The organism is Rhodopirellula bahusiensis, from assembly GCF_002727185.1.
Classification (GTDB): Bacteria; Planctomycetota; Planctomycetia; order Pirellulales; family Pirellulaceae; genus Rhodopirellula; species Rhodopirellula bahusiensis.
On record NZ_NIZW01000006.1, the window covers coordinates 29,155 to 43,668 of the forward strand.

The 14,514-nt window shown below is 55.6% G+C and carries 7 protein-coding genes; all 7 read left to right on the forward strand.

Features of this window, described 5'->3' with window-relative positions:
• The first annotated feature begins 62 nt into the window (after window positions 1-62).
• The 7 genes from rpoC (at window position 63) to CEE69_RS08045 (ending at window position 14,464) form a co-directional block, all read left to right on the forward strand.
• Entirely contained in the window at window positions 63-4,352 is a 4,290-nt protein-coding gene (gene rpoC / locus CEE69_RS08010; protein ID WP_099260207.1) for a DNA-directed RNA polymerase subunit beta', read from the forward strand.
• Window positions 4,353-4,622: 270 nt separating this feature from the next.
• On the forward strand, window positions 4,623-6,065 hold the full coding sequence (locus CEE69_RS08020) for a sulfatase family protein (RefSeq protein ID WP_099260208.1): 1,443 nt from the start codon (window positions 4,623-4,625) through the stop codon (window positions 6,063-6,065).
• Between the two features lie 107 nt (window positions 6,066-6,172).
• Window positions 6,173-6,757: a sigma-70 family RNA polymerase sigma factor gene (locus CEE69_RS08025; protein WP_099260209.1), complete on the forward strand. Its 585-nt coding sequence runs from the start codon at window positions 6,173-6,175 to the stop codon at window positions 6,755-6,757.
• The gene (locus CEE69_RS08030; RefSeq protein WP_099260210.1) at window positions 6,750-8,402 is read left to right on the forward strand and encodes a LamG-like jellyroll fold domain-containing protein; all 1,653 of its coding nucleotides are present in this window, start codon (window positions 6,750-6,752) and stop codon (window positions 8,400-8,402) included. Before CEE69_RS08025 ends, CEE69_RS08030 begins: the two co-directional genes overlap by 8 nt.
• Window positions 8,403-8,538: 136 nt before the next feature.
• Complete coding sequence (locus CEE69_RS08035; protein ID WP_099260211.1) at window positions 8,539-10,143, forward strand: sulfatase; 1,605 nt, start codon at window positions 8,539-8,541, stop codon at window positions 10,141-10,143.
• The gene (locus CEE69_RS08040; protein ID WP_099260212.1) at window positions 10,125-12,944 is read left to right on the forward strand and encodes a PSD1 and planctomycete cytochrome C domain-containing protein; all 2,820 of its coding nucleotides are present in this window, start codon (window positions 10,125-10,127) and stop codon (window positions 12,942-12,944) included. The genes CEE69_RS08035 and CEE69_RS08040 overlap by 19 nt, the downstream gene beginning before the upstream one ends.
• 17 nt (window positions 12,945-12,961) lie before the next feature.
• Complete coding sequence (locus CEE69_RS08045) at window positions 12,962-14,464, forward strand: DUF1501 domain-containing protein (RefSeq protein ID WP_099260213.1); 1,503 nt, start codon at window positions 12,962-12,964, stop codon at window positions 14,462-14,464.
• Window positions 14,465-14,514 lie beyond the last annotated feature (50 nt).

Genomic DNA, 14,514 nt, shown 5'->3' on the forward strand with positions numbered 1-14,514 from the left:
AACATCAATTGCACCAGCAAAAAAGCTAGCGGCGAACTGCTAATAGCTAGGAGCTTCTCAGAATGTCCATTGGCGAAACCAGCAACTACGATCGCATCAACGATTACGCCTCCGTCCGTATCTCGTTGGCGCGACCTCAAGACATCAAAGCTTGGTCGTTCGGTGAGGTCAAAAAGCCTGAAACGATCAACTACCGAACCTATCGTCCTGAAAAAGACGGTCTGTTCTGCGAACGCATCTTTGGCCCTGAGAAGGACTGGGAATGTGCCTGCGGCAAATACCGTGGGATGAAATACAAAGGGATGATCTGCGACCGCTGCGGCGTGAAGGTCACCCACAGTCGCGTGCGTCGTAAACGCATGGGCCACATCGAATTGGCGGCTCCCGTCGTTCACATCTGGTTCTTCAAAGCCATGCCTTCGCGACTGGGCAACTTGCTCGCGATGAAAACCAGCTCGCTGGAAAAGGTCATCTACTTCCAGGATTACGTGGTCACGGATCCCAAGGACACCGACCTGGAAATGCTGCAACTCCTCACCGAAGAGGAATACCGCGCTGCACGCCAACAGTACGGTGCCGGAAGCTTCCAAGCCGACATGGGTGCCGAAGCTGTTCGCGATCTGCTGAACAAGCTCGACCTCGTCACGCTGTCCGATCAACTGCGTGTTGACTTGGCTGAAACCGGCAGCAAGCAAAAGAAGAAAGATCTGATCAACCGACTGAAGATCGTCGAGTCGATCCGTGACAGCGACAACCGTCCCGAGTGGATGGTCCTCGATGTCATCCCGGTCATTCCTCCCGATCTGCGTCCGTTGGTGTTGCTGGACAGCGGCAACTTCGCCACGTCCGACCTGAACGACCTGTATCGCCGGATCATCAACCGCAACAACCGTTTGCGCAAACTGGTCGATCTGAACGCACCCGAAGTTATCATTCGCAACGAAAAGCGAATGCTGCAACAGTCGGTCGACGCACTATTCGACAACAACCGTTGCAAGCGTCCCGTGTTGGGTTCGTCGAACCGTCCGCTGAAATCCTTGACCGACATGATCAAGGGAAAACAGGGTCGATTCCGTGAAAACCTGTTGGGCAAGCGAGTCGATTACTCGGCCCGTTCGGTCATCGTGGTCGGTCCTCGCTTGAAACTGCACCAATGCGGTTTGCCAAAGAAGATCGCGCTCGAACTGTACCAACCGTTCATCATTCGTCGCCTCAAAGAGCTTGGCCACGCTGACACAATCAAGTCGGCCAAGAAGATGCTCGAACGAAAAGACGAAGAAGTTTGGGATATCCTCGAGCAAGTCATCACGAACCACCCCGTGTTGCTCAACCGAGCACCAACGCTTCACCGGATGGGCATCCAAGCTTTCGAACCAACCTTGGTCGAAGGCAACGCGATCCACTTGCACCCACTGGTTTGCAAAGGCTTCAACGCCGACTTCGACGGCGACCAAATGGCGGTTCACTTGCCGCTTTCGATCGAAGCCCAAGTCGAAGCTCACACGTTGATGATGAGCACGAACAACGTGTTCGCTCCTTCGAACGGAAAGCCCATCATGAGTCCTTCGCAGGACATCGTCATGGGTTGCTACTTCATGACCGTTGAGATGCCCGATCAAAAGGGCGAGGGCATGACGTTCAGCACCTACGAAGAGGTCGACTACGCGTTGGCTCAAGGCGTTGTTGCTTTGCACACGCGAATCAAATTGCGTTTGCCGAAGTACCAGAAACTGAAAACGGACGACGAGAGCGGCGAATACGGAGCGGTCATCGATACCACTCCTGGTCGTGTTCGCTTCAACGAAATGCTGCCCGTCGGGATGGATTTCTACAACCGTGCCATGCGTAGCGGTGACTTGGCCAAATCGATCAGTGATTGCTATCAGCGCCTCGGACGCAAAGCAACGATTCACTTGCTCGATGACATGATGCAAACTGGTTTCCGCGAATCCACCCGCAGTGGTCTGTCGTTCGCGACGGATGACTTGGTGACTCCGGACACGAAGCTGCAGTTCATCAAGGAAGCTGAAAAAGAGGTCATGAAGCACAAGAAGGCTTATGACCGTGGTCTGATGACGGGCAAGGAACGATACAACCAGGTTCTCGATGCTTGGACCCACGCTCGGGAAGCCATCACGGCAGACATGATGTCGGCGATGGAAAACGACATCCGTCCAGGCGGCTGGTACATCAACCCCGTTTTCTTGATGTCGCACTCGGGTGCACGGGGTGGTATCGAGCAAATTCGTCAGCTCGCTGGTATGCGTGGTCTGATGGCCAAGCCAACCGGTGAAATCATCGAAACGCCGATTAAGGCAAACTTCCGCGAAGGCCTGTCTGTGCTCGAGTACTTCTCGTCCACGCACGGTGCTCGTAAGGGTCTGGCTGACACGGCGTTGAAAACAGCTGACTCTGGTTACCTGACTCGTAAGCTGGCCGACGTGGCTCAGAACGTTGTGGTCACCATGCATGACTGCGGCACCACTCAAGGCATCACGAAGGGTGTCGTTTACCGTGGTGAAAAGGTCGAGGTTTCGCTCGCCGAATCGATCAACGGTCGCGTCAGCCTGAAGTCGATCGTCAACCCGGTCACGGACGAAGTGATCGTGGAAGCGAACCAGATGATCACTCCGGAAATCGCCCGCAACATCGAAGCGATGGGGCTGGAAAAAATCCAAGTTCGTACGCCGATGTCCTGCGACGCACCTCTGGGTGTTTGCCGATGCTGCTACGGAATGGACATGTCGACCGGATCGATGGTCGAAGAAGGCATGGCTGTCGGTATCATCGCCGCTCAATCGATCGGAGAACCTGGTACTCAGTTGACGATGCGTACGTTCCACATCGGTGGTTCAGTGAGCAAGCAAGTCGAAGAGTCAGACATCAAAACGGCTCGTGACGGTGAAGTTCGCCTGACACGAATGAAGGCCGTGACGAACGCCGAAGGACGAGACATCGTTCTGACGCGAAACGGTCAAATCATGTTGGTCGACGAACGTGGCCGGGAAGTCGAGTCGTACGACATCCCGACCGGTGCCATGCTGATGGTCAAAGAAGGCGACAAAGTCACCGCCGGACAAGTTCTCTGCGAATGGAACCCGTACTCAATTCCGATTTTGTCGGAAGTGACCGGTAAGATTCGCTTCGAAGACGTCGTCGAAGGCGAAACGATGCGTCTGGATCGCGAAGCCAGCGGTAACACCCGGATGACGATCATTGACCACAAGGGTGACTTGCACCCGCAGTTGGTCATCGAAGACGAAACCGGTCGTCCGCTTCACGCACAGTACTTGCCCGAACGTGCAACGATCTCGGTCAAGGAAGGCGAAGAAGTCATTCCCGGTAAGGTCCTCGCTGAAATGCCTCGTGAAACGGGCGGTGTCTCGGACATCACCGGTGGTCTGCCTCGTGTGACCGAGATCTTCGAGGCTCGTAAGCCAAAGGATCCGGCTGTGATCGCGGAAGTCGACGGCGAAGTCGAAATTCTCAGCGAACGCAAACGCGGTAAGCGAACGATTATCGTCCGCAGCGAATCTGGGATCGAACGCGAGCACTTGGTGCCTCACGGGAAGCACTTCTTGGTGCACACCGGCGACATCGTGAAGGCTGGTCAAGCCTTGGTCGATGGTGCGTTGGTTCCTCACGACATCTTGCGTGTGACCGGGGAAGAAGCCGTTCAGCAATACTTGCTGCACGAAATCCAACAGGTCTATCGCAGCCAGCGTGTGGAAATCAACGACAAGCACGGCGAAATCATCATCGCTCGCATGCTTCGCAAGGTGAAGATCGAGAACGCCGGCGACACCAACCTGTTGCCCGGCAGCGTGATGGACCGATTCCACTTCCGCAAAGCCAACCAAGACTTGCAGAAGTGCATCAAGATCGCCAACCCAGGTGACACGGACTACACCGAAGGCACGATCGTGCCAAAGGAAGCGTTCGAACAAACCAACGCTGAAGTCGAAGCGATGGGCGGAACGCCTGCCAAGGGCAAACGTTGCAAAAGCGCAACGGCCAGCACGCAGTTGCTCGGTATCACCAAGGCCGCCGTTCAGTCGAACTCGTTCATCTCGGCAGCGTCGTTCCAAGAAACCACCAAGGTGCTCACCGAAGCCGCTTTGGCGGGCAAGGTCGACAAGTTGGTCGGTTTGAAAGAGAACGTTATCTTGGGTCACTTGATTCCAGCCGGTACCGGTTTCCGCATCTTCCAAGAGTCGGAAGTCAACTACCGCCGCGAAGCACTCGAGGAATTGTCGCAGGCTCCTGTCTCGGCACTCGAAGAATCCTTCCCGTTGCTCGGAGGCGATGGCGAACCAGCCTCGACCACATCCAGCACGACCGAAGGCGAGTGATCGCCACTTCGAATCGTTGAAAACATCAACCGGGCGTCCCCAAGACGCCCGGTTTTTTCATGCGCAAAAGACTCCCAGACTCCCAGACTCCCAGACTCCCAGACTCCCAGACTCCCAGACTCCCAGACTCCCAGACTCCCAGACTCCCAGACTCCCAGACCCCCAGACCCCCAGACCCCCAGACCCCCAGACCCCCAGACCCCCAGACCCCCAGACCCCCAGACCCCTGATAAACTAAACACCCCACCATCCCCCAAGCCAAGCTCCATCATGCCAGCGTTGCCCCCACGCTCGATCGCCGACCGTTTCACTGCATGCATCATCCTGGCGAGCGTAGTTTTGTGCTGGCAGGGATCGACTGCCGCATCGCAACCCAATCTTGTCGTGATCATCGCGGACGATCTTGGTTATGGCGAAACCGGGATGATGGGCAACGCCGAGATCCCAACACCCGCGATTGACGCATTGGCCCGCTCGGGAGTTCGCTGCACCAGCGGCTATGTGACGTCGTCGTATTGCAGCCCGTCTCGAGCCGGCTTCCTATCGGGCCGCTACCAATCCCGGTTTGGTTATGACCTCAACCCGACTGGAGAACGCAACAACCATCCCAACGCGGGCTTGCCACCACAGCAAAAGACCTTCGTCGAACATCTTCAGTCCGCTGGCTATCACACTTCGCTGATCGGCAAGTGGCACCTTGGCACTCGACAGCCACAGGTCCCAACCTCGAAAGGCTTCGATCGTTTTTTTGGCTTCTTGCACGAAGGTCACTACTACGTTCCTGGTCCGCCATTTGAAAATGTCTGGACGATGCTTCGTGACAAATCGCTTCCTGCCGGACAGTTCCAGACTGACCAAAGAACGATTCGCGGCAACTACGCTCCCATCAACGAACCCGCATACGATGCTGGCAACCCAGTCATGGAGGGCTCCGAACCGATCGACGATTGGAAATATCTGACCGATACGATCACAGACAAAGCCGTCCGCTCGATCTCCCAATCGGCATCGAATCCATTTGCCCTGGTGGTCTCTTACAACGCCGTGCACTCACCCATGCAGGCGACACTCAAAGACCATCAAAGAATGGACCACATCGAAGATCCTCAAAGAAGGATTTTCGCGGGTATGTTGATCGCCATGGATCGTGGCGTTGGCCGGATCCTAAAGACGCTTGACCAGCAAAACCTTCGGGAAGAAACACTGGTGGTTTTCTTCAGTGACAACGGTGGCCCCACCGCGGAACTGACCAGCAGCAACGCACCGCTGCGAGGCGGCAAAGGCAGTCTGTACGAAGGCGGCGTTCGCATCCCGATGGTTTGGAGCATGCCTGGAACTATTCCGGTCGGTGCGGATGAGGACAAACCGGTATTGAGCATCGACATCGCCCCATCGTTTCTATCACTGGCCCTGAATCAAGAAAGCCAGACCGACATGGACGGCATCAACGTGTTGCCATGGATCGGCCGAGGCACTTTCACCTCCGAGCGAACCGTCTGGTGGCGGATGCCCCGCGGTGCCCGAGCACTTCGCCAAGGCCGCTGGAAATTCGTCCAAGCTCGCCAAAATCAGCCCGTCGAACTCTTTGACCTCGAATCGGACCCCGGCGAGACCCAAAATTTGTCCGAGACGCAACCTGCTCGATTGAAAAAGTTGCTTTCAGTTTGGGATTCGCTGCAATCCGAAATGCCACCCGCGAAGACATTCGACTGAAACTCGTGGTGCCAGAGAGTAGCGAGCTCCGGAAACAACCCGATCGATCCCGGGAAAATTCATTGTAAATCCCTGGCCAAGAGGAATGACTAGGTGGAGGACAAACAATGGCGGCGAGTGATCCACCTACCAACAATGTCAATTCGAGCGAACGCGAACAGCGATACAACGAATTCGTTGCGTTGCTATCGCGACACGATCTGTCGATCCGCCGGTTCGTCCGCTCACTGCTGCCAAACCGAGATGCGGTGGACGACGTCGTGCAAGAAACGGCACTGGAGTGTTGGCGAAAATTCGATGATTTTGCCACACAAAACGCAGGTCACCCCGAAGAGTTTGCCCGCTGGGCTTGCGTGATCGCACGCTACAAAGCCCTCAGTTGGCAACGCGACCAAGGCCGCGATCGACTGGTGTTTCGCGACTCGGTCGTGGAAGCCCTCGCGGCGTCCGCCTTGCCGCAGCTCGAACAACGCGACGAGGAACGGCGAGCCATCGAGAGCTGCTTGTCAAAACTGGACGAGACTCAACGCCAATTGGTCCTGAGTGTTCATTCACCTGGCCAATCGGTTTCTTCGATCGCGAAAGAAACCGGGCAGAAAGCTCGTCGCTTGTACTACCAAATCAACGTCTTGCGAGCTTCACTTCAGCAGTGCGTTGAAAAGCAATTGCGACAGGAGCTTCGCCATGGATGATTCACTACAAAAATTAATCTACCAGGCAATTGATCAAACCATTCCAGCAGAAGACTTTGAGCAACTGCAGAACTTGCTTGAAGACAACGAGGAAGTACGACAAGCCTATTTGCAAGCGGTGAACCTGAGCGAATCACTACACGAGATCGCCGCAGCTCCTTTGCAAAGCTCACCAGCATCGTCCGCCACCCCGCCGCTCTACCGTTGGCCAAGCGTTTTCGCATTCCGTTCGCTGATGATCGCCGCGACAGCACTCTTCATGGTTGGCGGAATGGCTTATTGGCTGGGACGCCAACGATTGCCCTCGCCGAGCATTGCGCAGATCACTGAAACGGGATCGGATGCATCTGAATCTCAGATCGCTGGGCACGCAACGCTTCGTCGTGCGGTCGACCTTCAATGGACCGATCCAACCAGCCGAGCCAAAGTTGGTGATGTGCTGGCCAACGGTCGGTTTCAATTTGACAGTGGCGTCGCCGAGATTGACTTCTTCTGTGGAGCAACGCTGATCGTGGAAGGCCCGGCCAGTCTCGACATCGAATCGGACTGGTCCGTCCGAGTGAACCAGGGTCGGCTACGAGCAACCGTGCCGCCAGCGGCACGTGGCTTTTCTGTGAAAGCAGCGGAGTCCGAAGTCATCGACCTGGGAACTGAGTTCACGATGGATGTTTCGGCTGACCAAGCCCGTGTGGAAGTGGTCGACGGCGAAATCATGTTGCGTGGCGGCGACCGGGATGGTCAACATCTTCACACCGGCGAACACGAAACATTGCATGGCTCTCCCTCGAGCCAAGGCATCGAAGACATGATCACCGCATCAGATCTGTATCAGCGAGATCAATCCGCGTCGACGCAACGTTTCCAAGAATGGCGACGTTCGATGCAATCACTGAGAGAGGACGACCGCCTGATTGCAACCTTCGCCGCATCAGAACTTGAGGGACGCGTCATTCGAAACGGCTCCACCACCGATGACACCCGAGATGGATTGTTGGTGGGGCCAGCGGAGGTCGTCGACGGGCGATTTGGAGCCTCGTCACACGGGATCAATTTCGATCGTCCCGGATCTCGTGTCCGCACTCGCATCGACGGTGAATTCGAGGCGTTCACGTTTGCTTGCTGGGTCAAAATCGACAATTTGGACCAGCGTTACAACGCTTTATTTATGGGCGATGGATACGAGAACGGCGAACCTCACTGGCAAATTCGCGACGACGGACGATTGATGTTTTCCGTCATGGTCGACGATTCACAGAGCGTTAGCTTCTACAACGAACGCGACCATAGAGTTGTCAAAGACGCGGGACTGCACCGCGTCTACATCACGGACCCAATTTGGGACATCTCCAAAAGCGGGCAATGGTTCCACTTGGTCGCGGTCTATGACCCAGCATCTCGACTTGTGCAGCAATACGTGAACGGAGTCCGAGTCAGCGCCGAAAAAATCAAACCCAAGTATCAAATCGACACCCTACGAATTGGTCCCGCAGAAATTGGAAACTGGGGCCAACCTTTTCGCGAAACGCCTTGGTTCGCCGTCCGCAATCTGGACGGAACGATCGATGAACTGACGATCTACAACGCAGCGTTGGAAGCAACTGAAATTCATTCGCTGTACGAATCCGGCAAACCGCTGGGCTACTGAACCTAAAGAACAGTGGCCTGACTCGCCCCCGTCACTCTGAACGAGCCGTTTGAGCGTTAGCCCCGGTTGCTGACACCAGAACCGGGCTAACACGATTAACCGACACACATCCCTCCTCATCGCCCCACCGAAAAACATGATCCGATTGTTGACCACCTTCTGTTTCGGTCTTCTTTTGCAATCCGCCGGATTCGCGGCCGAAAAACCGAACGTGTTGTTCATCGCCGTTGACGATTTGCGACCAGAGCTTGGGTGTTATGGTTCGCCGATCGCCAAGTCGCCTCACTTGGACCAATTGGCCGCCGACGGATTGCTGTTCAATCGTGCCTACTGCCAACAAGCGATCTGCCGTCCCTCGCGAGCGAGCCTGATGACGGGAGCTCGCCCCGATACGACCGGGCTCTATCACAACTACGTTTCGCTTCGCGAACTGCAACCCAACATTCTGACACTGCCCGAACACTTCATCGCAAACGGTTATGAAGCGGCCTACTGCGGAAAGATCTTTCACCAAGGCGACACCGATGACGGGCGATCATGGAGTCGCGAATCGGTGAAGCGAATCAATGGCATCCGAAAACCGAGAGGACCATACGCGCTGCCCGAGAACAATAAGATGAAGGCCGACAACATGAAAAACATGTTGGCAAAGTATGGCGAAGCAGCTCGCAAAGGATTGGCCGCTGGTCCAGCCTACGAAAAAGCCGACGTTGCCGACACCGGTTACATCGACGGTTACAACACCGCATTGGCTATCGCAACCCTGAAGGAATTGGTGAAGGATGATGACAAGCCTTTCTTCTTGGCCATGGGATACAAATTGCCTCATCTGAACTGGTGTGCTCCCTCCAAATACTGGGACATGTACGACGCCGCGGACATCCCGATGGCTGGCGAAACCAACGCCCCCGAGAACGGCGCCGCGATGGGACTGCACGCATCGTTCGAACTAAGAACGCGGGCTGGCATTCCAAAGATCGGACCTCTGTCACCTGAATTGTCTCGCACCCTCAAGCACGCTTACCTCGCTTCGGTCAGCTATGTCGACGCTCAAATCGGCAAACTGATTGCTGCCTTGGAAGAAGCCGGAGTTCGTGACAACACGATGATCGTTGTCTGGGGCGACCACGGATGGCACCTCGGCGACATGGGTGTCTGGGGCAAAGCGACCAACTACGAAATCGCGACCCGTGTCCCTTTGATGATTTGGTCACCCGACATGCAGACTCGAGGTGCGAACACAGATGCTTTGGTGGAATTGGTCGACATCTATCCCACCCTGTGCGAATTGGCGGGCATTCCTATACCGGAACACACCGAAGGCACCAGTTTCAAACCGCTGATGAACGATCCGAACCAATCCTGGAAAGACGCTGCGTTCAGCCAATACCCCAATCCGGCACTGCGAGAATGGGCCGCCAATCCGCTTTCTCAAGGAATGCGAGAAACATGGTTCGGGCCTCTGATTCAGCAAGTGGAAGAGCGGATCATCAAGCAACTGGGAGAGTCGTGGGACCGCGAATTGTTCGAGCAACACCTGATGGGCTACACCATGCGAACCGATCGATATCGGCTGGTCATTTGGAAGGACCATCGCGATTCGAGTTCCGCTCCGATCTATGTCGAGCTGTTCGATCATGCAAACGATCCCGACGAGACCACCAACATCGCTAACAAAAACCCCGAACTGACCAGCCAATTGCTGGCACAGTGGAATGCCGGATGGGAGGCTGCACGATGAAAGATCACACATTTTTCAGTCACTCTGCGATCCCGGCAATCTTCCTGGTCGTGGTGGCTTGCACTGCCAACGTTAGTTCCGCAGAGAAGGTCGACTACGAGAACGACATCGCTCCGATTTTCGAAGATCGATGCGTCTATTGCCACGGCGAAGACGAGCAAGAATCCGGCCTGCGTCTCGATTCACGACCTCATATGATGCGAGGCGGCGACTCGGGTTTGCCAGCTTTGGTGCCCGGTCATCCAGAGAAGAGTTATGTCATGAACGTCATCCAGCATCTCGATGAAGAGATGGCGATGCCGCCGGACGACGACCAATTGCCCAAAGAAGAGATTGAAATGATCTCGCGTTGGATCACAGAAGGCGCGGAATGGCCCGGACAGATGGATGCGGTCCTAGAATTCGAATCAGACCATTGGGCATTCCAACCTATCGTGCGTCCTGATGTTCCTGCACTTGCAGATACCGGTGAGCAATCCAAACCAGGCACTTTGCTACCAGTCGACGCGTTCTTGCGATCGCGTCTCGCGGAACATGGTCTTGAGTATTCAGATCCGGCGGATCCACGTTCGTTGATCCGGCGACTCGCGATTGTCTTGACTGGATTGCCACCAACTCCTGAAGAGACCGAAACCTTCGTTCGCGAATTTGCGGCGAACGGTGATGCTGCTTACGAACGAGCGGTGGATCGGTTGTTTCAATCACCTCACTTCGGCGAACGCTGGGCTCAGCACTGGCTTGACGTCATTCGTTGGTCGGAGACCAATGGTTCCGAAGCCAACCTGTATCGAAAGAACGCATGGGTCTATCGCGATTATGTGGTGCGGTCTTTCAATGAAGACAAGCCCTACGATCAATTCGTCCAAGAACAGATCGCGGGCGATTCAATGGGTGCCGGAGAAGCGACCGGATACTTGGTCGCTGGACCGCACGTTCCCGCGGCAACCGTCGGACGTGAACCCACCGCGATTCGCCAGGCTCGCGCGGACCGCTTGGACGAAATCATGCAAACCGTCGGTGCATCGGTCATGGGCGTCACCGTGGGATGCGCTCGCTGCCACAACCACAAGTTCGATCCGGTTTCCATCCAAGACTATTACTCGATGACAGCGGTCTTCCAAGACATTGAGTTTGGAAGTCGCCATCCTGAGTTCTCCGAAGATCACCCGTTACGCAAACGTGGCAAAGAGCTGTGGCAGCAGATCCAAACCCAAAGAGACAAACTTCGCGACGCCGGTGGCTGGGAAGAAAACTGGGGTGCCTACCGTGAGCTTCACTTCCCCGCTGTGACAACGACAGCCGTTCGAATTCGGTTCAAGACACCCAACCTGGGCTTGGATGAACTGGAAGTTCTCGGGCCCCACGGTTTGAACCGAAACCTCGCCGATGCCCGTGAAGGAACGGAAGTCACAGGATTCCCAGAAGAGGGAACGGACGGACGCAATCCGATCGGGCGAATCAACGACGGCGAGTACGGAACGATGGCTTGGCGGACAAAACTCGATGCGAAGAAAGAAGAACGCCCTTGGGTCGAGTTCCAATTCCAAGGACCTCAAACCGTCAACCGACTTCGTTTGAGCAACAACCGCGAGTATTTCTACGACACGGACTATCTGAACAAGAAACCGTATCTACCCAAGTATCAATTCGACATGGACATCATGCAGGAGGATGGAACTTGGCAACCATGGACTGGCACTTGGGCGGTCAACTCCAAATTGTTGAAGAACAATCCTGAACGAAAACAAACGATTGCAAATATCCAAGGATTGATCGATCAACTGTCCGAAGAAGGTCCCCAACCAAGTTTCGTGGGACGCTTCGTGGAACCGGTTGTGACACATGTCTTACTGCGTGGCAGTCCAGAGAGTCCTCACGATGAAGTGATGCCTGCCGCACCGGAAATCTTCGACGGCGACCTTGGTCTCGATTCCTCCGCATCTGGCCCTGAGCGCCGTCGCGAATTCGCGAGATGGCTGACCTCATCTGAAAATCCTCTGACGGCACGCGTCATGGTCAACCGAGTGTGGCACCATGTTTTCGGTTCCGGAATCGTTCCAACGACCAGCGATTTTGGTCGAGCGGGTGCTCCACCAACGCATCCCGAATTGCTGGAATGGCTGGCCGACGAGTTTGTCTCGCCGGCTGATGCTGACAATCCGGCATGGTCCGTGAAGTCGTTGCTGCGAATGCTGGTGATGTCCGATGCGTTCCGTCAATCCAGCCTCCCGAACGAGGAGGGACTGAAACGAGACGCGGGCTCCGCGTTGCTTTGGCGATTCCCACCTCGCCGCGTGGAGGCCGAAGTCATTCGCGACTCCATCTTGATGGCTTCCGGCTCGCTTGACTTGCGAATTGGCGGTCGTAGCTATCGCATCCACAATGAAAAAGCGACCTACGCCCAATGGGAAGTCATCAACAACCACGGAAAAGAGACCTGGCGGCGAATGCTCTACCAAGAACGAATGCGCCGCGTGGACGATCAAATCTTCACCGCTTTTGACTTTCCTGACTGCGGTCAGGTTCGTGCGAAGCGACCGGTTTCGACCACGCCGCTGCAAGCATTGAACTTGATGAACAGCGACTTCGTTCTGGAACAATCCGACCTGATTGCGGAACGAGCCCTACGCGAATCGAACGACGAACTCGAACTCGCCGTTGACCGCTGCTTCGAACTGTTGCTCGATCGCTCATCATCGGAAGCCGAACGAACCGCTTGCATGAACATCGCTCGCGATGGCGAGTTGGCATTGGTTTGCCGAGCGTTGATCAACTCCAACGAACTCGCCTTTCTGCCTTAGCACCGGACACAAACACCATGACAAATCCAGAGAACCTCTCCGTTCAAGGTCGCCGGTTGCTCGATCGACGCAGCTTCCTCGGCACTGCGGGACTATCAACCGCCGGGCTCGGCCTTGCTAGTCTGTTGCAGTCGGATGGACTGCTCGCGTCGGACGTCGGAACTGCCGGCGGCAAGACACCCATCCGACCGTCGATCGATCCGAACAATCCTTACCTGCCGCGAAAAGCCCATTTCGAAGCGCCCGCGAAACAAGTGCTGGTGATTTTCTGCCCTGGTGCGGTCAGTCACGTCGACACGTTCGATTACAAACCGGCGCTCACGAAACTGCATGGGCAAAAGCCACCGGGTATTCCCGCGGTCACGTTTGAAGGCCCGACCGGAAACATTGCCAAACCGTTCTGGGATTTCAAACCACGTGGCGAATCCGGCAAAATGGTCTCGGACTTGTTGCCACACTTGGCGGAACAGGTCGACGACTTTTGCTTCCTGCATTCGCTCAACACCGACACCAGCGCCCACCCACAAGGCGAAAACTTCCTGAACACCGGGTTCACGATGGAAGGCTTCCCGTCGTTTGGTTCCTGGGTGACCTATGCACTCGGCACCGAGAACCAAGAGCTTCCCTCCTTCGTTGCGATCAATGACCCGCGAGGGTTGGCTCGAAGTGGCAAAAACAACTTCGGCAATGGATTCTTGCCCGCGGCCTTCCAAGGCACGGACTTCAACGCCAAGAACCCGCCCAACAATCTGCATCGTCCAAGTGGCCTTTCCCCCGCCGCGGATCACGCGACGGTTGATTTGCTACAGCGTCTCAACGCAAAGCATTTGGAACTTTATCCGGGCGACGCCAACTTGGCTGGTCGAATCGCAAGTTACGAGCTGGCGGGAAAAATGCAGACGTCCGTCCCTGATGCGATGGACCTTTCCGGCGAAACGGCAGCAACGCTGAAGGCTTATGGCGTTGAAGGCGGCAGCGCACTGCGAGGGGAATACGCGAAGAACTGCCTCTTGGCTCGTCGCTTGATCGAGAAAGGTGTCCGAGTCGTGCAGTTGTTCAACGGCAGCGATCCTGCGGGCGGCAATGGCATCACAAACTGGGACTCTCATTCCAACATCGCTAAGACGCATGCGATGCAGGCTGAGATCATGGACCAACCAACCGCAGCAATGATTGCGGACATGCGTCAACGTGGTCTGCTCGAAAACACTTTGGTCGTTTGGGCGACGGAGTTTGGACGGATGCCGTTCTTGCAGTCCAACGGTACGGGACGAGATCACAACCCGGATGCGTTCACGTGCTTCCTCACTGGTGCCGGCGTCAAAAAGGGATTCAGCTACGGCGAGAGCGATGAGTTCGGATTCAAAGCTGCCGTGAACCCAACGTCCGTTTATGACTTCAACGCCAGCTTGCTGCACTTGATGGGGCTGGATCACGAACGACTGACATTCTACCACAACGGTTTGGAACGACGTCTGACGAACGTGCACGGCAGCGTCATCCACGACGTCATGGCATGATTGTCGCCGATTGACTCAGATGGACAGCACGCAATGTAGAACGCGAGTGA